The organism is Rickettsia endosymbiont of Culicoides newsteadi (genome assembly GCF_002259525.1).
Lineage (GTDB): Bacteria > Pseudomonadota > Alphaproteobacteria > Rickettsiales > Rickettsiaceae > Tisiphia.
On the sequence record NZ_MWZE01000003.1, the window covers coordinates 13,478 to 31,828 of the forward strand.

The window sequence follows — 18,351 nt, forward strand, 5'->3', positions numbered from 1 at the left end:
GTTGCTAATGCTTTACTGGTAGTATTTTAATTATATCAATAAAATCCTTAACACTAATACTTAATATTAAATTATTTGCAAAATTATTCATAATATAGTCAATTGAGGAGAAGTTGGTGACGTCGTCGCTCAATGCTCGCCTATTACTTATAGGCGTCGCTCCATCTTTCCTAGCCCCAAATTCTCCTGAATTAACTATAGCAAAAATGTGTCGTTCTTACTTCGTACAGAACCTTATATCCGCCTACGCGGGAATGACAATTTATGGATTGCTTCGTCGACCTATGGTCTCCTCGCAATGGCGACTAAAGCTTACGCACTTCTCACAATTACATCTTTTGGGTAAAAGCACCTCTGTCATTGCGAGCCACCGTAGGTGGCGTGGCAATCCATTTCTAATCACTTTTCTGGATTACTTTGTCGACCTAAGATATTCTCGCAATAACGGTTTCTCAATTAGACCTCTTGCATAACCTAATCTAATTGGTAATTTTGTTGTCAAAACTCGTCTCCGTTCCTCACGTACATCTTAGTACGCTGTGGTACTCGACTTCGTTTTTCCTAAAAATTCCTCAATTATCTTTAGGTTATGCAAGAGGTCTATTATTGTTTTCTTAAATTGACGCTTATGCGGTCTTACTCGCAATAACGCTGTTGGATATAATTTCCAAACTTCAAACAACTTGCTCATTATCAGCAATACGAGCCGTACGAATTAGTAATTCGATATCGTTATCTGCCATATTAGAATTAGGAACTAATGATTTAAACTCATTAACTGTTAATTCTCCCAAATCTTCTATAGTTTTTATACCATATTCAGCTAATTTTAATATAAATTCCGGTTGTAAATCCAATATATCAATTAATTCTTGTTCAACACCTAGATTCTCAAGCTTAATAATAATTTTTTCATTCTTAGCGTTTACATAATTTATTGATCGTTCAATGATCTCAGCTGCTAATTCTTCTTCAAATCCTTCAATATTCATTAAAGTTTCAATTTTACTAGAAGCTAACTGTTCTAAAGAAGTAAAACCTTGAGCAGATAATAGTTGGGCTATAACTTCTTCAACATCCAATGATTCCATAAATAACTCGGTAGCAGAACGAAACTCATCACTTCTTCGTTTAGATTCTTGATCTTCGGTCATTATATTAATATTCCAGCCAGTAAGCTTAGATGCTAGACGAACATTTTGACCTCTTCTACCGATTGCCAGACTCAAATTATCTTGAGATACGACTACGTCAACCATATTCTTATCTTCATCGATGACGATTTTTGCAATTTCTGCAGGAGCCAGTGCATTCATAATAAATTGGGCAATATTCTTGCTCCATAATATTATATCTACCTTTTCACCATTAAGCTCATTAGTAATAGCCCTAATCCTATTACCTTTAATTCCTACACATGAACCTATAGGATCAATGCTGGAGTCAGGAGCGAAGACTACAACTTTTGCCTTTGACCCAGGATCACGGGCTATAGCTCGCAACTCAATTACATTATCATAAATCTCTGGAATCTCTAATTCAAGTAATTTTATTAGCATTTGGTCATCGCTTCTAGATAGAAAAATTAGCGGACCTTTAGACACTAATCTTACATCTTGTACATAAGCTTTAATACGGTCATTAACCTTAAAATTTTCTCCTCTAATTAGCTGATCCTTTTTAATTATTGCCTCAGCACGACCAAGGTCAACTATAATATTATTAAACTCTATTCTCTTAACAATGCCGTTTAAAATCTCACCTTTCTTATCTTTGAAATCTTCATATTGTTTTTCTCTTTCCGTTTCACTAACACGTTGTATTATTATCTGCTTAGCTGTTTGAGCTGCAACACGTCCAAGATCAATAGGTGGTAAGAGTTCATAAATCTCATCGCCAATTTTAGAATCATCTTTCTTTTCGATAGCATCATTTAAAGAAATTTGAGTAAAATGATCCTCTACATTATCTACTACATTCAGGACTCTAAAAAGACTAATATTACCATTCTTTCGGTTAATTTCAGCTTTTATATTATGTTCATTGCCATATTTTTTACGTCCTGCAGCCTGTACAGCCTGTTCCATTGCCGAAAGTAAAGCTTCTTTAGGAAGGTTCTTTTCTCTAGCTACAGATTCTATAATCTGTAAAATTTCTATGTTACCAATATTGACCATAATGTCACTGCCTTTTAAGATTTTTTATTCATTAAATTTTTGAACATTTCATCTGTTAATACCAAAGAAGCCTTTTTTATCATATCAAATGAAAATACTATATCTTTACCGTTACTATTCAGATAAACTTTATTATTTTCAGCTTTAATTATCTTTCCCTGATATCGAGTTTGACCATTTAGTAATTCTTTTAATTTTATGGTAGCTTCTCTACCGATAAATCTAGTATAATCTTCAAATTTTATTAATGGGCGTTCGATACCTGCTGAACAAATTTCTAAAAAATATTTATCACTAATTATATCTTCAACATCTAAGAGTGCCGAGATATTTCTACTAACATTACGACAATCTATTATATTTACCTTATTGCCATCTAATCTATCTATTAATACTTCAAGTACTTTATGGCTTGAACCCTTTAAAGTTACTTTTACTAAATCAAAACCAAGGTCTTTTAAGTTATCCTGGATAGCATTAATAATTTGTTGCTCTATAGTTTTCATTACAAAATAAAAATATTTAAAGGCGTTAATAAAAAAGGTGGGTTAACCCCACCTTTGCTCTTCACAACAATCAACTTATTCATATAAATACAATATTTTTGTGATATTAGCAACAATTAAAAACTCACCTTACGTATGGCATTTAAAAGTCATATAGAAAATAGCTTAGCGTCATTGCGAGAAGCTACTTTAAGTAGCGACGAAGCAATCTAAAAAAACTGTTAAATGGATTGCTTCGGAGGTTTACACCATAACTGTTGAAAGTTAGAAGAGGAAGCGGTTTTTAGATAGGTTTTCTGTCATTGCGAGACCACGTAGTGGTCGTGGCAATCCATCTTTGGTTACTTTTATGGATTGCTTCGTCGACCTACGGTCTTTCTCGCAATGACGTTGACCACATACGACTTTTAAACTATCCGGTCTAAAACCTGCTTTACCTTCTAACTTTCAACAGTTGTAAGGTTTACACCTCCTCGCAATGACAGCACGATGGATGCTTATTCGGCATTAATTCAGGTTAATTGACTATATGCGTAAAGTGAGTTAAAAATTATCATTAGACCTCTTGCATAACCTAAAGATAATTGAGGAATTTTTAGGAAAAACGAAGTCGAGTACCGCAACGTACTAAGATGTACGTGAGGAACGGAGACGAGTTTTGACAACAAAATTACCAATTAGATTAGGTTATGCAAGAGGTCTAATGATAATGGTAATTTTGCCATGATAAGCTAGTATATTTAGGTAGCGATTGCAATTATTTGCAAGTTATTAGTTACATAAGGATTTATCTTATGCTATAATTCAATAATAAGAAAATAGGTCTGTACTTTAAGTATAACGACAAATGCAAATATAGAATTGAAATTTAGGTGTTACAATGAAGAAATTAATAATGTTACTGTGTTTTTCTTGTTTTTCAAGCATAGCATTTGCTAGTGGTTGCACTACTCCAGCTGATGCTGCTGCTTCAGATACGGAAATAAAATTAGAAGGTTTTTTTGGTTTCCAATCTGGTTATAGAAATCAAGGAAAATTGTCAGGAACAAGTAAAAATATTACTGATAATAGGAAAAATCTTGCATTTTATACGGAAGCTGCTTTTATGGCTACTGCCAAACAAGAATTGAATGATGTGACAGTTGGAGCCAAAATAGTTTTACTAACAACCACTAAACCAAAACTTTCTGCAGCTTATAATGGTTCTCATATTTTCTTAGAAACAGACTATGGTAAAGTAGAGTTAGGGACTCCTCATGATGCTAGTTCTAACATGGGTGTTGGTCCAGGTTCAATTGTGGCGGGGGCTGGTGGTTGGTCTAAGTTTGCCGTATTAAATGATGGCAATATGAAGTATCAAGGTCAGCTACCAGATTTTATTACTTTTCCTGGTACTTTTCAGATAAGTTCATACTCCAATAGTTTTGATGATATAAGCAAAGGAACTGAGGCATCTAGAAAAATTTCTTACTATACCCCGGAAATGAAAGGTTTTCAATTTGGTATTTCTTATATTCCTGATTCAGCAAATACTGGTGGTAATCGTAGTCTAAAAAACTTAGACGATAAGGGTTTGAGTAAATTAGGGGTTGGGGTAACTAAAGTAGATTTACAAGGCGTAAATGGTGCCAAAGGCAATCAGATAATTGTAAATCAGAATGTCAAAGATGCGATCTCTGCTGGGATATCCTATAAATATGAAATTATAGATGATGTATCAGTACAGGTGGCTGTTACAGGAGAGTATGCTAAACCAGCCGATAAGATTATAGTGTTAGATCCAGATAGCAATGTATTATCTAGAAATAAGCTATCAAATCTAACTGCTTACAATTTAGGGGCAGTCTTTACTTATGGTAATATTTCTTGTGCAGCTTCTTATGGTAGCTTAGGTAAAAGTTTGACTTCAAAAATTTATCATAAAGTTGGTCGTAACACACAATATTATAATGGAGCAATTGCTTATGGGCAGGGTCCTATGAAAACAAGTGTTTCTTATTTTAGATCGTTGAAATATAAAAATACTGTCGATTCAGTAAGTGTTGGTACTCAATATTTAGTAACACCAGGGTTATTGCCTTATGCTGAAATATCTTATTTCCAAGCTAAAGGTCGACCAGTTTATTTTGTTGAAGCTCCTAAGAAAAAGACTAGAGGTACTGTTGCTCTTATTGGTGCAAGGCTTAAATTCTAGTTTTGTCCTTAAGATCATTAACATATACTTGCAGTAAAACTGCAAGTATATGTCACCATCCTCTTTGCTTAAGATATATATTGAATAGCTATCTGACAGTCAAAAATTAACTAACAAAATGAGACAAGGAAGATTTTTATAAAATCTTCAATCTTAAATGCTCAAATTCTACAGAAATATATCTAAAATAAGCAAATAATGTTGTGCCTAAAAATCTGTAACCCTTATAAATTAAGGCTTACAGGACTCTCTCTTAATAAAAACTGCGGAAATCGGAATGAAGCAATCCAATAAGTGTGGATTGCCGCGACCACTATGTGGTCTCGCAATGGCAGATAAAGTCATTGCGAGGAGACCGTAAGGTCGACGAAGCAATCCAGAAAAGTGATTAGAAAGGATTGCCACGCTACCTATGGTGGCTTGCTAATATAGTCAATTCAGGGGAATTGGGTAGCAGGAACGATGGAGCGACGCCTATAAATAATAGGCGAGCATTGAGCAACGACGTCACCAACTTCCCATCAATTGACTATAGACGACTTTTCTACTTTATTTCCTTAAACTAACGCTTATGTGTCTATGTGGGCATGGCAATTAGAATTTCGGGCAAAAATTAGTTGTGCTTACTATTATATTTACTATAATAAATTCTTTAGAAAGCTTTGTAGCTAATCCGAATAAGTTTTAGATATCCCATCATTGCGAGGAGGCGTGAGCCGACGAAGCAATCCAAACATTGATTAAAAATGGATTGCCACGATCACTACGTGGTCTTGCAATGACGAAGATGTTATCTAGAACATTAACGGGTTAGATTTATCTTAAAGGGCAGATATTACGTAAATTAAGGAGGGTTATGTATAGAATTAACTTTATTATTATAATCTTATCTTTCATACTTACAGGTTGTCTTCCAGCTATTTTTACTGCAGCCACTAGTTCTACTATCGCTGCTGCAAAAGATCAGTCCATTACTGAAACAATTGATGACGTAAAAATATCGGCAAAGATCAAAGCTTCTTTTATAAAAAATAGTTTCAGGGAATTATATACTAAGATTAAGGTTGAGGTAGAACAGGGTAGGGTGCTACTGACTGGAATCATAGATAAAAAAGAAGATGCATTAAAAGCTGTAGAACTTGTCTGGGATGTAACAGGAGTTAGTGAAGTTATTAATGAACTGATAATAGATAAAAAAAGTGATCATTTTGACTTAGTGCAATACACTAAAGATGCTATGATTACTAGTCAGATTAAAGCTCGGCTTTTTATTAAGCGAGATATAAAGTGGGTAAATTACACCATTATTACAGTTAATAATATAGTATATATATTTGGTATAGCAAGGTCTGAAGAAGAGCTAGAAATGGTCACTTCTATTGCTTCTCAGATTAATGGGGTGGAAAGAGTAATCTGTCACGTTAAAATGAAGGAAACTAAAAAGATTAATAATGAACATGATATAAATGAAAATGAAGTTTAGATATATTCTTTTGTTGATAGTTTGTTGTATGGGGCTTAGTTCTTGTTCTACTTCATCAAAGACTAGCGTATATAAAAAATTATCTCAGGAAGATCCTAAAAATACTCATTACAAGGGACATTATAAGATAGGCAAAAAATATACTATCAAAGGTAAAACTTATCAGCCTAAGGAAGATGTTAATTGTGATCAAATAGGTATGGCATCTTGGTATGGTTTCAAGGATAATACCCATGGGAAAAAAACAGCCAATGGTGATATCTATAATAAACATATGCTAAGTGCAGCTCATCGTAGTTTACCGCTGCCTAGTTTAGTCAAAGTTACTAACTTAAGTAATAATAAGTCCCTGATTGTGATGGTTAATGATCGTGGACCTTTTAAAAAGAACCGTATTATAGATGTTTCAGAAAAATCTGCTGAGATTTTAGGATTTAAAAAACGTGGTATAACAAAGGTTAGAGTGCAATATATGCCTAAAGATACTAAAGAATTTTTGCATAATATTGCTTTAAGACCTAAGGAAAATTGTATTGCCCAAAGAAAAGTAGCCAATCCTAAATGTAGCGTTAATTGTCATATAAAATTAGTAAATCTAAAACATAAATTGACAGTTAATCCTTGATTTACTGTCATTCCTGTGTAGGATGTCATTCCTGCTTGACTTAGTGTTACCCCTGCTTCAGTGCGGGTGCTAGATTCCGCACCGAAGCTGGAATGACAAAAAAGTTAGGATAACGTTTTTTAGGGGATGGCATAAAGTTTGTAAATAGTTGAGAATATAGAGGAGTCATAGATGATTGTTCCTGGGAAATATAAACTAAATAGTACTCAATATCTCGAATCTTATAAAAAGATATTGTTGCTTAGAAGATTTGAAGAAAAATGTGGACAATTATACGGTATGGGTCTAATAGGTGGGTTTTGTCACTTATATATTGGACAAGAAGCGATAATTACTGGTATAGATTTAGTAAAACAGGCTGGTGATAATACTATTACCAGTTATAGGGATCATGCTCATATTATTTCAGCCGGGACTGAAGCAAAATATGTGTTAGCAGAGCTAATGGGCAAGGAAACTGGTTGCTCGAAAGGCAAGGGTGGTTCAATGCATATGTTTGACGTACAAAACAAATTTTACGGTGGGCATGGCATTGTAGGAGCTCAGGTGCCGATAGGTACTGGTTTGGCTTTTGCTGAAAAATATCGAAATACTGATAATGTGTGTTTTACCTTTTTAGGAGATGGGGCAGTTAATCAGGGGCAAGTATATGAAGCTTTTAATATAGCGGCATTATGGCATTTACCGATAATTTATATTATTGAAAATAATCAATATTCAATGGGTACCTCAGTAGCCCGTTCGACCTTTATGACTGACCTTTACAAGAAAGGGGAGTCGTTTGGTATTACCGGCTTTAAAGTAAATGGTATGTCATTAGAATCGGTTTATGATTATGCTCGGCAAGCTGCAGAGTTTACAAGAAATGGTGGCGGACCAATAATATTAGAAATGGATTGTTATCGTTATCGAGGACACTCAATGTCTGATCCAGCCAAATATCGTAGTAAGGAGGAAGTTGATATCTATAAAGAACAAGACCCCTTATCGCGAGTGAAGGATATAATCCTGGATAACAAATATGCTAGTGAGCAGCAGTTGAAAGAAATTGACAAAGAGGTCAAAGATATTATTGCAGAAGCAGTTGAGTTTTCAGAAAGCTCAGCCTTACCGGATGAGAAAGAACTATATACTAATATTTATGTTGTGAATGAGTAGGAAGATGTTACAAATAACAGTACGGGAAGCTTTGCGTCAGGCAATGCAAGAAGAAATGTTGAAGGATGATAGCATCTTTATTATGGGAGAGGAAGTTGCCGAGTATCAAGGAGCATATAAGGTAACCCAAGGATTGTTAGAGCAATTCGGGGCAAAAAGAGTAATTGATACACCAATAACAGAACATGGCTTTGCTGGGGTGGCTATTGGTGCAGCTTTTTCGGGGTTGCGTCCAATTGTTGAATTTATGACATTTAATTTTGCTATGCAAGCAATGGATCAAATAGTTAATTCTGCAGCTAAGACTCATTATATGTCTGGTGGAATTATTAAATGTCCAATAGTATTTCGTGGACCAAATGGAGCAGCAAGTCGAGTTGCTGCACAACATAGTCAAAATTATACAGCTTGTTATAGTCATATTCCGGGGTTAAAAGTAGTAGCTCCCTATAGTGCAGAAGATCACAAAGGGTTGTTAATGACGGCTATTCGTGATGATGGTCCAGTGATTTTTCTAGAGAATGAAATTCTCTATGGGCATAGTTTTGAAGTTCCAGAAATAATCGAGCCTATTCCTTTTGGGCAAGCTAAGAAACTTATTGAAGGTGATGATGCTACCATAGTAACATTTTCCTTACAAGTTAAGTTGGCTTTAGATGCGGCAAATAGTTTGCAGGATAATGGCATTAACTGTGAGGTGATTGACCTTAGAACGATCAAGCCTTTGGATATAGAAACTATATTACAATCAGTCAAAAAGACTAACCGATTGGTTATTATAGAAGAAGGTTGGTTTTTTGCCGGGGTTGGGGCAACTATAGCTAGCATGGTTATGAGTCAGGCATTTGATTATCTAGATGCTCCCATAGAAATTATCTCGGGTAAGGATGTTCCTCTACCATATGCTGTTAATTTAGAGAAATTAGCCTTACCAACTATCGAAGATGTTATTAGTGCTGTGAAGAAAGTGTGTTATAGTTAAGAGGAGTAATTATAGCACCATTTGTTGCTTTTCTGGATTGCTTCGTTGGCTTCCGCCCCCTCGCAATGACGTTTGGGTTGTATATACGTCATTGCGAGACCATGTAATGGTCGAAGCAATCTATTTTTAATTATTTTCCTGGATTGCTTCGTCGGCTTATGCCTTCTTCTAATAGACAGCATGATGGGTGCTTACTCGGCTATAGATATAGCTTTTACTCGATAATCAAGTTTTTTTGTAGATTTGAATAAAATATAGGATAATGGTTGTCATCCTTACGAAGGCAGGGATCTAAAAATGCCATGAGATATTATAGATTCCAACCTACGCGGGAATGACAATTTACTTCTACTATTTATAAGCTCTGCAAAAAACTTGATTATCGAGTTTTAAGCTATATCAACTTAGAAATAGTTTTTCCACCAATAATATGGAAGTGAAAATGAAACACACTTTGTCCGGATATCACACCTTTATTGGTAATTAAACGGTAGCCATCTTGCTCTAAACCTACTAGAGATGCAATATAAGATAGTTTGGTAAAATAATCTTTAATTTCATCGCCAGAAGCTTTGAGGATAAAGTCGCTATAGTCAATATACTCTTTTTTCGGTATAACTATTACATGTACCGGAGCTACAGGATTTATATCGTTAAACGCTATTAGATTCTCATCTTCATATATTATTTCTGCTGGTAGATACTTGCCAATAATTTTTGCAAAAACATTATTTTTGTCATACATATTCATTATACTCTAATTCTTATTACCTACATTAAGTGTTTTAAAAATTTTAATTCAGCTTCTATCTGAGATTTTGCTAATATTATTTCTGTTAGTCGGTATTTTTTTTGTTTCAAATCATATTCTCTCATGTCAGCAGCAAAAAAACCAAATATTAACATAATAGCTATTCGACTGGCAAAGGTAAGATAAGTAAAACCTAAGCTTGATATAGCTACACTTATTATTAAAGTAATTATTAGTGCTAACCACATTCTGTGATATAATGCCCAAAATATATTAAAAAATGCAGCAAATAACGAAAAACCCTGTTTGATAATAATAAAATCATTATCTTTTTTTTGAGGATTAACATATATTGAATAAATATTCATAGGAGAGTCTTGTAATTATGATACTGAATGATTACTTAAACATCATAATAATAAACAAACAACTAAACATCAATAGCTAAACATCAATATTTAGAAGATTATTTATGTCAGACAACTCATTACACGGGACTACTATACTGTGCTTAAGAAAAGGCGGAGAAGTCGTGATTACCGCTGATGGTCAGGTTTCCCTTGGTAATACAATTTTAAAATCGACAGCCAAAAAATTAAGAACTATGTTCAATAATAGTATTATTGCAGGCTTTGCTGGCTCTACTGCCGATGCTTTAACTTTATTTGAAAAACTAGAATTAAAGCTAGAAAAACATTCATACCAGTTACTGAGAAGTGCAGTAGAATTGGCAAAAGAGTGGCGTAGCGATAAATATTTACGTAAACTTGAAGCAATGATGATTGTTGCAGATAAAAAAAATATATTAATTCTAACTGGTAATGGTGATGTAGTTGAACCTGACGGGGATGCTGCTGCCATTGGTTCTGGTGGATTATATGCCCTGGCAAGTGCTAGGGGATTAATGTCTTTTGATAATAACCTAACTGCAGAAGAGATTGCTTTAAAATCAATGCATATTGCAGCTGACATTTGTGTTTTCTCTAATCATAACATTATTTTAGAAAAAGTTATATGAGTACTAGTATTAAGAAAAAATCCGCGGGAACTCCTGCTAAATCTGTTAAAACTTCGGTTAAACCTGTAAGAACTCCACCTAAATCAGTGGAAATTCCTGCTAAATCTATGGGATTAACTCCTTCTAAAATCGTAGCTGAGCTTGATAGATTCATTGTTGGACAATATAAGGCCAAAAAAGCTGTGGCAATCGCTTTACGCAATCGCTGTAGGCGTAGAAATGTAGCCGAGCCACTTCGTCAAGAAATCGTTCCAAAAAATATTTTAATGATTGGACCAACTGGCGTAGGTAAGACTGAAATCGCTAGAAGGCTTGCTAAGCTTAGCGGCTCACCTTTTCTTAAAATAGAAGCCACTAAATTTACTGAAGTAGGATATGTTGGACGAGACGTTGAGTCAATAATACGAGATTTAGTGGAGATAGCTGTTAATACCCAAAAAGCTAATGCTAAAAAAGAAGTTATTGCTAATGCAACTTTAAAAACTGTAGAAAGAGTATTGGACGCTTTAGTAGGCAAATCGGCATCAGTTGAGACTAGAGAGAAATTTCGTCTTAAGCTTGAAAAAGGTGAACTCGATGATAATGAAATTGAGATCAATATAGCAGATTCAGGTAGCATATTTGGTAGTAATTTTGAAATTCCTGGTATGCCAGGAGCGGCTATGGGTGTGTTAAATGTTTCTGATATGATCAGCAAAGTCATCGGTACTAGTAAAACAAAAAACAAAAAAATGCTAGTTAAAGATGCTATGTTAACTATCTTGGCTGAAGAGTCAGATAAATTGATTGATCAAGAAAAAATTACTCAAGATGCATTAGTGCTAGTACAAAATGATGGTATAGTATTTTTGGATGAGATTGATAAAATTACTTCAAGACCTGAGGGAAAAAGCTCAGAGATTAGTAGAGAGGGAGTACAGAGGGATTTATTACCTATTATTGAGGGTACAACAGTTAATACTAAGTATGGTTCTGTAGAAACTGCTCATATATTATTTATAGCATCAGGGGCTTTTCATTTATCAAAACCATCTGATTTATTGCCCGAGTTGCAAGGAAGGCTACCTATTAGAGTGGAGTTAAACTCACTCACTAAGGAAGATATGGTGAAAATCTTGGTTGAACCAGAATCAAGTTTAATAAAACAATATTCAGCCTTAATTGGCACCGAAGGGGTAGAATTACAATTTACTGATAAGGCAATAGATAAGATTGCTACTTATGCAGCAAAAGTTAACTTAGAAATTGAAGATATTGGAGCAAGAAGATTGCATACTATTTTAGAAAATTTATTGGAGGATATAAGTTTTAATGCAAGTGACATGAAAGAAAAAAAGGTAGTTATGGAGGATCATTTTGTCGACCAGCAATTATCAAAAATTATCAAAAATCTGGATTTAGTAAAATTTATTTTGTAAATGATAGTTCATCTTGGCAGTTTAACCTTTAGTGGTATAGACATTATTGATGTCGATGTGCAAGTACAGATATCGCCAGGTATACCTAATTTTACTATAGTAGGGCTAGCGGATAAAACCATTGGTGAGTCTAAAGAAAGGGTTAGGGCAGCTCTGTCTTCCATAGGTCTTGCCCTACCTGCCAAGAAAATACTTATAAATTTAGCTCCAGCCGATTTGGTTAAAGAGGGCAGTCATTTTGACCTTGCTATTGCTTGTGCCATACTTAGCAGTATGAAAATTTTACCAGCTGGAGAAATGCAAGAATATCTAGTAATAGGGGAATTATCTCTAGATGGTTCTATATTACCTGTCAGTGGAGCTTTGCCTGCTGCTATTGGTGCTGCAGCTAGAAATAAAGGGCTAATTTGTTCAAAACAGAATGGTCAGGAAGCTGCTTGGTCTGGCAATAATAATATTTTGGTAGCAAGTAATTTAATAGAGTTAGTTAATCATTTTAAAGGTCTGCAAATATTATCATCACCAGAATTGGAAATTGACACTAGCATCATAAATTACCCTGACTTTAAAGAGATCAAAGGGCAGAAAACAGCCAAGCGAGCTTTAGAAATAGCAGCTTCAGGTAGCCATAATTTATTAATGTTTGGTCCACCTGGTACTGGGAAATCGATGCTGGCACAATGTATACCTGGCATATTACCCAAAATGCGACCCGAAGAAATATTAGAGTGCAGTACTATAGCAAGCGTTGCAGGCAAGTTAGCAAATGGCAAACTATCAAGGGTTAGACCCTTTCGTGCTCCTCACCATTCCTGCTCGATAGCAGCAATGGTCGGTGGTGGTGTGGGTAAAAGAGTAAAGCCAGGTGAGATTTCATTAGCCCATAATGGGGTATTATTTTTAGACGAATTACCAGAGTTTCCACCTAATGTTATCGAATCTCTAAGGCAACCAATTGAAACTGGGGAAATACTAATTGCTAGATCAAATTCGCATATTAAATATCCAGCTAACTTTCAGCTAATAGCCGCAATGAATCCTTGTAAATGCGGTTATTTAAGCGATCCGCATAAAGCATGTTCAAGAGCTCCAAAATGTGGTAGTGATTATCAGATGCGTATTTCCGGTCCAATCATGGATCGATTTGATCTACATATAAATGTAGGCTCTATCGATTCATATAATTATAATTTAATAGGAGATGATACAGAAGAAGGGTCTGAACAAATAGCTAATAGGGTTGAAATAGCTCGCAATATTCAACAAACTAGATATGAAGGATATAATATCAAAACAAATAATCGTTTGGATGGGCAACTGCTTATTGAATATGCACTACCAGTTGATGATGGAAAAGATTTACTTAACGAAGCAGCTACAAAATTTCGTATATCAATGCGGGCATATAATAGAATCTTACGAGTTGCAAGAACTATAGCTGACCTAGAAGGTTCTCGCAATGTCTATAAGATACATATTGCCGAAGCACTAAACTATAGAAAAATGGATAATAACCTATAGTTAACTCGAGAGGGGCAGGTGTCATCTCTGCTAGAATTAGTGTCACCCCTGCGAAGGTAGAGGTCTAGATTCCCGCCTACGCTGGTGGGTTAATTATATGTTCAAACCATATTTAGCTAGTAAAGAGGAAAGTTCAGATTTTATACTATTCATTCCTTCCAAACTATCTGATTCATATCTAGCAATAATTTTGGCTTCAGTGTTAGAGGCTCGGAGTAACCACCATGCATTAGAGTCAATTGATGAGTCAATCCTTATACCATCAATGTCATTGAAAGCGATATTTTGGCTAATTAAATCATCTTTTATTTGCTGAATAATATCAAATTTGAGATCATCTGGTACCGGGATGCTAATTTCAGGAGTGCTGTAACATTTAGGTAGCTCATCTATCATATCGTCCAAGGTTTTTTCTGATCTTGATAATAAATCAAGAAACCGTAGAGCAGCGTAAATTGCATCATCGTATCCATAATATTTATCAGCAAAAAATATGTGACCACTAGTTTCGCCGCCCAGTAATGCCTTAGTTGTTTGCATCTTGTCTTTAATAAAAGAATGACCTGTTTTCCACATTATCGGTCTTCCGCCATATGACTTAATCTGATTAAATATGGCGCTACTTGATTTAACATCCATGATAATAGTTGCTTGTGGATTTTGGTCAATTATATCTTTTGCTAATATACAAAGAATCTGGTCGCCTAAAATTATTCGTCCTTTCTTACTTATAATGGCTATACGATCGGCATCTCCATCAAATGCAATACCAATATCGCAATCTTGGGTTTTCACTACTTCTATTAGTTGTTCTAGATTTTTAGCAATAGTGGGATCTGGGTGGTGATTAGGAAAATTACCATCAATTTCCGAATTGATAACGATATTTTTGTTGGGTAACCTTAATGCTAATAGATCAGTAATATTTCCAGCCGCACCGTTAGCTGGATCCCATGCTACTTTTATTTTAGGTTCTATAGTTATTTCTTGTAATATCCTATCTATGTATTGAGTTGTGATATCCAGCTCTTTCGCTATAGATGATGCTATAAACTTATCAGGCATATTAGACCAATCAGTATGTAGAATGCTATTTAGTAAATGTTGTATTTGTTGGTCGAAAAAAGACTTGCCTTGCGATAACATCTTAAAACCATTATCATCTTTGGGATTATGTGAACCTGTGATCATTATACTAGCTTGTGGCTTAAATATCTTATCAGCAAAATATAGCATAGGAGAGGGGGCGACTCCTATTGAGATAGCCTGTCCACCAGCTGAGATAATGCCATTAACCAAAGCATGGTAAAGGGCAGGGGAGCTTAATCTACCATCTCGCCCTATCAATATTTTGTTCCCTTGTTTAGATATACTCAGTTTAGTAAAACAAAATCCAATTTTATAAGCAATAGTTGTATTAATATCCAGCAGACTGCTTCCACGAATATCGTACAATCTAAAAATTGTTCTATTTATTTCCATTGTCATTACTATTTTAGTATAATAGACCTCTTGCATAACCTAAAGATAATTGAGGAATTTTTAGGAAAAACGAAGTCGAGTACCGCAGCGTACTAAGATGTACGTGAGGAACGGAGACGAGTTTTGACAACAAAATTACCAATTAGATTAGGTTATGCAACAGGTCTAATTAAGTGATTTAAAGAGTTGATAGTATAAATGAAAATTTTAGCATTGGATACGGTAAATAATAGTGCATCTGTTGCGATTTCTGAAGATAAAGTTATTTTAGCCTATATCGAGGATTTAAGACCATCTATGCAGGCTGAAACAATAGTACCAATGATTGAAGAAGCTTTGAGAATAGCAAAGCTTTCTTACCATGACTTAAATTACCTAGCCGTTACAAATGGTCCAGGTAGTTTTACCGGTATTAGGGTAGGGTTGTCAGTAGCAAAAGGCATTTTGCTAAGTACCAATATCATAGGTACTACTATATCTAATTTTGAGTATTCCTGGCGGAGAGCCACTAGGCAAGTAAATAACCATAATAAAAAGGTTACTTTTAAGTTTTTTATTTTTCTTAATGCATATAGAGAGCAATTATATAGCCAGGTTTTTGATCAAGATGGACAGTCATCTATTCCTTTATTGATAAATTATGACCAAGTTGGGCAGTTATTAAATACAGAAGATAATATTATTAAAGTCTGTGCTGGTAGTGGGTTAGAGATGATATACGACAAGATTAAGGATTTAGAAAATGTAATAATCTTACCGCGTTTCACTAAAATTAAGGCATGGCATATATGTCAATATATAGCTGATAAAATAGCTGAAAAATGTAATTTTTCTAACTCTATCGAGCCATTATATATTAGAATGGCTGATGTGAAGATTAAACAGAGTTAGCTATAGCTTTAGCCTCAGCGTCATTGCGAGGAGACCGTAGGTCGACGAAGCAATATAGTCTTGATGTATCTATACTAATTCTCATGGATTGCTTTGTCGCTGCTAAAGTAGCTCTAAGCCATGACTCTTAGCAGTCAGCTTTTTTACTGATCATAAGGAAATAAATAAAAAATTGTAGAGTACTATTCTCTAGTAAAATTACAAAATCCCTGAAAGGGTAATAAGTAACTGGCGGGAGTGACGGGACTCGAACCCGCGACCTTCTGCGTGACAGGCAGACGCTCTAACCAACTGAGCTACACCCCCTTTTCAATATCTATAACATATAGGCAAGTCGTAATATATATAAAGTCAACCCTTTTGTCAAGAACTCATCAGTAACTTGTCAGGCGTTGCCTAGAAACAGTTGGTATACTCTTCAAATCATTTGAGTATATGAAATAAAATATTGCTAGAGTATGATAAGTGAATAGCAATAAGGAGAACAAATCTCAGGGGAATGGAAAGAATGTAAAACATACAAATTTGAAAACATAGTGAAGAATGGTTTACAAGATGGGGTGCAAAGATATAAATGCAAGATTTGTGGTTGTGTTTTTCGAGGTAAAGAAGCAAAGTTATAGTGCAGAGTTTAAAATAATTGACTATAACTGCTGGATAATGGGAGAGAAGGAAGAACTTGTTGTATGGGCATTAAAAACCACCCATTATAGCATAATATGTATATCACAAAAGCAACAACATTACAAGCATAAGAACTTAAAAAAATATGTATTTAGTAAAATTGCTAGTAGGAACCAACAGAATATATTATAATATACGCAAGTATATTCAATAACTAACTGGTTATAATATGTCTGAGAAACGTGATATTAATGAAGAATTTGAAAAAGTATCTAATGATTTAGATAAAGAATTATCTAAATTTGAAAAAGTGGGAGATATCTTCAATGATTCATTAGATAGGATGGCTGGTTCCGTTTCCGATCAGGAAGTAGATAAATTGCTAGAACAAATGCAATCTGAAGTGAATTTAGATAAGAAAAGTGCAGCATTAGGCAAACAAAAAGATCAAGAATTAGCAGATAGGCTTAAGGCTATAAGAGATCCAAGACCTACGGAAGAAGCGTTAAAAAATCCTGCACCAATACCAACTGTCAAAGAATTAGAGGATAGACTGAAAAAGTTAAAAGATTCAACAAAAATTGTTGAAAAGCAAACTGCCGAAAAACCGCAAAAGAAAATTAGAAAATTAAATGAAAAATTAAATGAAAAATTAAAAGATAATGAGATTAAACAGTCTCAGTCGATAAAACCAATAAAAAAAGCAGTTAATAAAGCAGCTACCAGCTCAAAGGATAATAAGTTACAGACTAACGCTCCTGCAGCATTGCCAGAACCGGTAATTAGGGAACCGTCTGAATCCGATAAGAGAGATAAAGACACTTTGCCACCATCAATGACCAAACCTGAACAAACAACAGGTTGGTTTGCAAAAATTATAAACGCTATTATAGAGGTTATTGTTGATAATATTAAAGGACTCCTTGGTAAACCACAAATTCAAGATACTACTAAACAGCAGAGTCAACAAATGCCGTTAGAGAAAGTGCAAGCAGATGTTAAGAAGCTAAATGAACCATTAGTAGCATTTAAAAAGAGACAAGAATTAAGGACAGATAGATTAAGACAAAGTCTACAAAAGGTTAGGCAAGGAAAAACCCCTTCTAGCACTTCAAAATTATCCACAATCTCACCAACAAAGGCACCAACGAAACCACCAGTAATTAGGCAAAAACCTAGTAATAATAGATAAAACTACTTCCTTGGAATATTAAACTATAGCTGATATTCTAGAGCCACTTCCTTACCGCAAAAAGCCATAGATATTTTGATGATTTTTTGAACATGGGAGTATTCTTTTATTTTAGCCTCATATCGTTTTTTTGCTATTTGCTCTAGCCCTTCTCTGGCAACAGATTCTAACTCTTCTGGAGACTTGCATATTTTATATTCAATAATAATGGCGTTGTCTTGCTTTCCAGCTCTAGGTATCAACATAATATCAGCCCTACCGCTACCGGTTTCTCTTTCACTGTCTATTATGTAGTCGGAAGCTAAGGTATTAATCAAACCTAGCATAAA

General features: G+C 34.7%; 17 protein-coding genes, 1 tRNA gene and 1 pseudogene. 11 read left to right on the plus strand and 8 right to left on the minus strand.

Going from position 1 to position 18,351, the window contains the following annotated elements; all coding sequences use genetic code 11:
* Window positions 1-4: 4 nt before the first annotated feature.
* The 3 genes from RiCNE_RS08460 to RiCNE_RS00475 form a co-directional block, all read right to left on the minus strand.
* The gene (locus RiCNE_RS08460; protein ID WP_410520898.1) at window positions 5-133 is read right to left on the minus strand and encodes a hypothetical protein; all 129 of its coding nucleotides are present in this window, start codon (window positions 131-133) and stop codon (window positions 5-7) included.
* A 541-nt stretch (window positions 134-674) separates the two neighbouring features.
* The gene (gene nusA / locus RiCNE_RS00470; protein ID WP_094648681.1) at window positions 675-2,177 is read right to left on the minus strand and encodes a transcription termination factor NusA; all 1,503 of its coding nucleotides are present in this window, start codon (window positions 2,175-2,177) and stop codon (window positions 675-677) included.
* A gap of 14 nt (window positions 2,178-2,191) precedes the next feature.
* Complete coding sequence (locus RiCNE_RS00475) at window positions 2,192-2,683, minus strand: ribosome maturation factor RimP (protein ID WP_094648682.1); 492 nt, start codon at window positions 2,681-2,683, stop codon at window positions 2,192-2,194.
* A gap of 880 nt (window positions 2,684-3,563) precedes the next feature.
* Here RiCNE_RS00475 and RiCNE_RS00480 point away from each other — a divergent pair.
* The 5 genes and pseudogenes from RiCNE_RS00480 (at window position 3,564) to RiCNE_RS00505 (ending at window position 9,125) form a co-directional block, all read left to right on the plus strand.
* Entirely contained in the window at window positions 3,564-4,877 is a 1,314-nt protein-coding gene (locus RiCNE_RS00480; RefSeq protein ID WP_094648683.1) for a porin, read from the plus strand.
* An 856-nt stretch (window positions 4,878-5,733) separates the two neighbouring features.
* Entirely contained in the window at window positions 5,734-6,360 is a 627-nt protein-coding gene (locus RiCNE_RS00490) for a BON domain-containing protein (protein WP_094648685.1), read from the plus strand.
* Between the two features lie 4 nt (window positions 6,361-6,364).
* Window positions 6,365-6,985 (plus strand): annotated as a pseudogene (locus RiCNE_RS00495) (septal ring lytic transglycosylase RlpA family protein); the annotation flags it as partial.
* A 171-nt stretch (window positions 6,986-7,156) separates the two neighbouring features.
* Entirely contained in the window at window positions 7,157-8,143 is a 987-nt protein-coding gene (gene pdhA / locus RiCNE_RS00500; protein WP_094648687.1) for a pyruvate dehydrogenase (acetyl-transferring) E1 component subunit alpha, read from the plus strand.
* A gap of 4 nt (window positions 8,144-8,147) precedes the next feature.
* Window positions 8,148-9,125, plus strand: coding sequence for a pyruvate dehydrogenase complex E1 component subunit beta (locus RiCNE_RS00505; RefSeq protein ID WP_094648688.1), 978 nt, complete (start codon window positions 8,148-8,150; stop codon window positions 9,123-9,125).
* Window positions 9,126-9,519: 394 nt separating this feature from the next.
* Here RiCNE_RS00505 and RiCNE_RS00510 read toward each other — a convergent pair whose 3' ends face one another.
* Both RiCNE_RS00510 and RiCNE_RS00515 read right to left on the minus strand, forming a co-directional pair.
* The gene (locus tag RiCNE_RS00510; protein WP_094648696.1) at window positions 9,520-9,870 is read right to left on the minus strand and encodes an HIT domain-containing protein; all 351 of its coding nucleotides are present in this window, start codon (window positions 9,868-9,870) and stop codon (window positions 9,520-9,522) included.
* 26 nt (window positions 9,871-9,896) lie between these two features.
* Complete coding sequence (locus RiCNE_RS00515; RefSeq protein ID WP_094648689.1) at window positions 9,897-10,244, minus strand: DUF2628 domain-containing protein; 348 nt, start codon at window positions 10,242-10,244, stop codon at window positions 9,897-9,899.
* Window positions 10,245-10,348: 104 nt separating this feature from the next.
* Here RiCNE_RS00515 and hslV point away from each other — a divergent pair, with 104 nt between their 5' ends.
* From hslV to RiCNE_RS00530, 3 genes are all read left to right on the plus strand, one after another.
* Window positions 10,349-10,894, plus strand: a complete 546-nt coding sequence (gene hslV, locus RiCNE_RS00520) for an ATP-dependent protease subunit HslV (RefSeq protein ID WP_094648690.1) — start codon at window positions 10,349-10,351, stop codon at window positions 10,892-10,894.
* A 107-nt stretch (window positions 10,895-11,001) separates the two neighbouring features.
* Window positions 11,002-12,312, plus strand: a complete 1,311-nt coding sequence (gene hslU, locus RiCNE_RS00525; protein ID WP_094648697.1) for an ATP-dependent protease ATPase subunit HslU — start codon at window positions 11,002-11,004, stop codon at window positions 12,310-12,312.
* The gene (locus RiCNE_RS00530; RefSeq protein WP_094648691.1) at window positions 12,313-13,833 is read left to right on the plus strand and encodes a YifB family Mg chelatase-like AAA ATPase; all 1,521 of its coding nucleotides are present in this window, start codon (window positions 12,313-12,315) and stop codon (window positions 13,831-13,833) included.
* 93 nt (window positions 13,834-13,926) lie between these two features.
* On the opposite strand, the gene RiCNE_RS00535 is transcribed toward RiCNE_RS00530, so the two are convergent.
* Window positions 13,927-15,315: a phosphomannomutase/phosphoglucomutase gene (locus tag RiCNE_RS00535; RefSeq protein WP_094648692.1), complete on the minus strand. Its 1,389-nt coding sequence runs from the start codon at window positions 15,313-15,315 to the stop codon at window positions 13,927-13,929.
* 198 nt (window positions 15,316-15,513) lie between these two features.
* Between RiCNE_RS00535 and tsaB the strand changes: the two genes are divergently transcribed.
* Window positions 15,514-16,206, plus strand: a complete 693-nt coding sequence (gene tsaB, locus RiCNE_RS00540; RefSeq protein WP_094648693.1) for a tRNA (adenosine(37)-N6)-threonylcarbamoyltransferase complex dimerization subunit type 1 TsaB — start codon at window positions 15,514-15,516, stop codon at window positions 16,204-16,206.
* 229 nt (window positions 16,207-16,435) lie between these two features.
* Here the strand turns inward: tsaB and RiCNE_RS00545 are convergent.
* Window positions 16,436-16,512, minus strand: a tRNA-Asp gene (locus tag RiCNE_RS00545).
* A 254-nt stretch (window positions 16,513-16,766) separates the two neighbouring features.
* Between RiCNE_RS00545 and RiCNE_RS08530 the strand changes: the two genes are divergently transcribed.
* Window positions 16,767-16,829, plus strand: a complete 63-nt coding sequence (locus RiCNE_RS08530) for a hypothetical protein (protein ID WP_425360914.1) — start codon at window positions 16,767-16,769, stop codon at window positions 16,827-16,829.
* Between the two features lie 230 nt (window positions 16,830-17,059).
* Window positions 17,060-18,022 carry a hypothetical protein gene (locus RiCNE_RS00555; protein ID WP_094648695.1) on the plus strand — a complete coding sequence of 321 codons (963 nt, stop codon included), beginning with the start codon at window positions 17,060-17,062 and terminating at the stop codon, window positions 18,020-18,022.
* A gap of 23 nt (window positions 18,023-18,045) precedes the next feature.
* On the opposite strand, the gene RiCNE_RS00560 is transcribed toward RiCNE_RS00555, so the two are convergent.
* Window positions 18,046-18,351: PD-(D/E)XK nuclease domain-containing protein (locus RiCNE_RS00560; RefSeq protein ID WP_192866908.1), on the minus strand; the 306-nt coding region annotated here is incomplete at its 5' end.

Coding starts and splice junctions, on each gene's coding strand:
- nusA (WP_094648681.1), bottom strand. CDS start 2,177: ATGGTCAATATTGGTAACATAGAAATTTTACAGATTATAGAATCTGTA.
- RiCNE_RS00475 (WP_094648682.1), bottom strand. CDS start 2,683: ATGAAAACTATAGAGCAACAAATTATTAATGCTATCCAGGATAACTTA.
- RiCNE_RS00480 (WP_094648683.1), top strand. CDS start 3,564: ATGAAGAAATTAATAATGTTACTGTGTTTTTCTTGTTTTTCAAGCATA.
- RiCNE_RS00490 (WP_094648685.1), top strand. CDS start 5,734: ATGTATAGAATTAACTTTATTATTATAATCTTATCTTTCATACTTACA.
- pdhA (WP_094648687.1), top strand. CDS start 7,157: ATGATTGTTCCTGGGAAATATAAACTAAATAGTACTCAATATCTCGAA.
- RiCNE_RS00505 (WP_094648688.1), top strand. CDS start 8,148: ATGTTACAAATAACAGTACGGGAAGCTTTGCGTCAGGCAATGCAAGAA.
- RiCNE_RS00510 (WP_094648696.1), bottom strand. CDS start 9,870: ATGTATGACAAAAATAATGTTTTTGCAAAAATTATTGGCAAGTATCTA.
- RiCNE_RS00515 (WP_094648689.1), bottom strand. CDS start 10,244: ATGAATATTTATTCAATATATGTTAATCCTCAAAAAAAAGATAATGAT.
- hslV (WP_094648690.1), top strand. CDS start 10,349: ATGTCAGACAACTCATTACACGGGACTACTATACTGTGCTTAAGAAAA.
- hslU (WP_094648697.1), top strand. CDS start 11,002: ATGGGATTAACTCCTTCTAAAATCGTAGCTGAGCTTGATAGATTCATT.
- RiCNE_RS00530 (WP_094648691.1), top strand. CDS start 12,313: ATGATAGTTCATCTTGGCAGTTTAACCTTTAGTGGTATAGACATTATT.
- RiCNE_RS00535 (WP_094648692.1), bottom strand. CDS start 15,315: ATGGAAATAAATAGAACAATTTTTAGATTGTACGATATTCGTGGAAGC.
- tsaB (WP_094648693.1), top strand. CDS start 15,514: ATGAAAATTTTAGCATTGGATACGGTAAATAATAGTGCATCTGTTGCG.
- RiCNE_RS00555 (WP_094648695.1), top strand. CDS start 17,060: ATGTCTGAGAAACGTGATATTAATGAAGAATTTGAAAAAGTATCTAAT.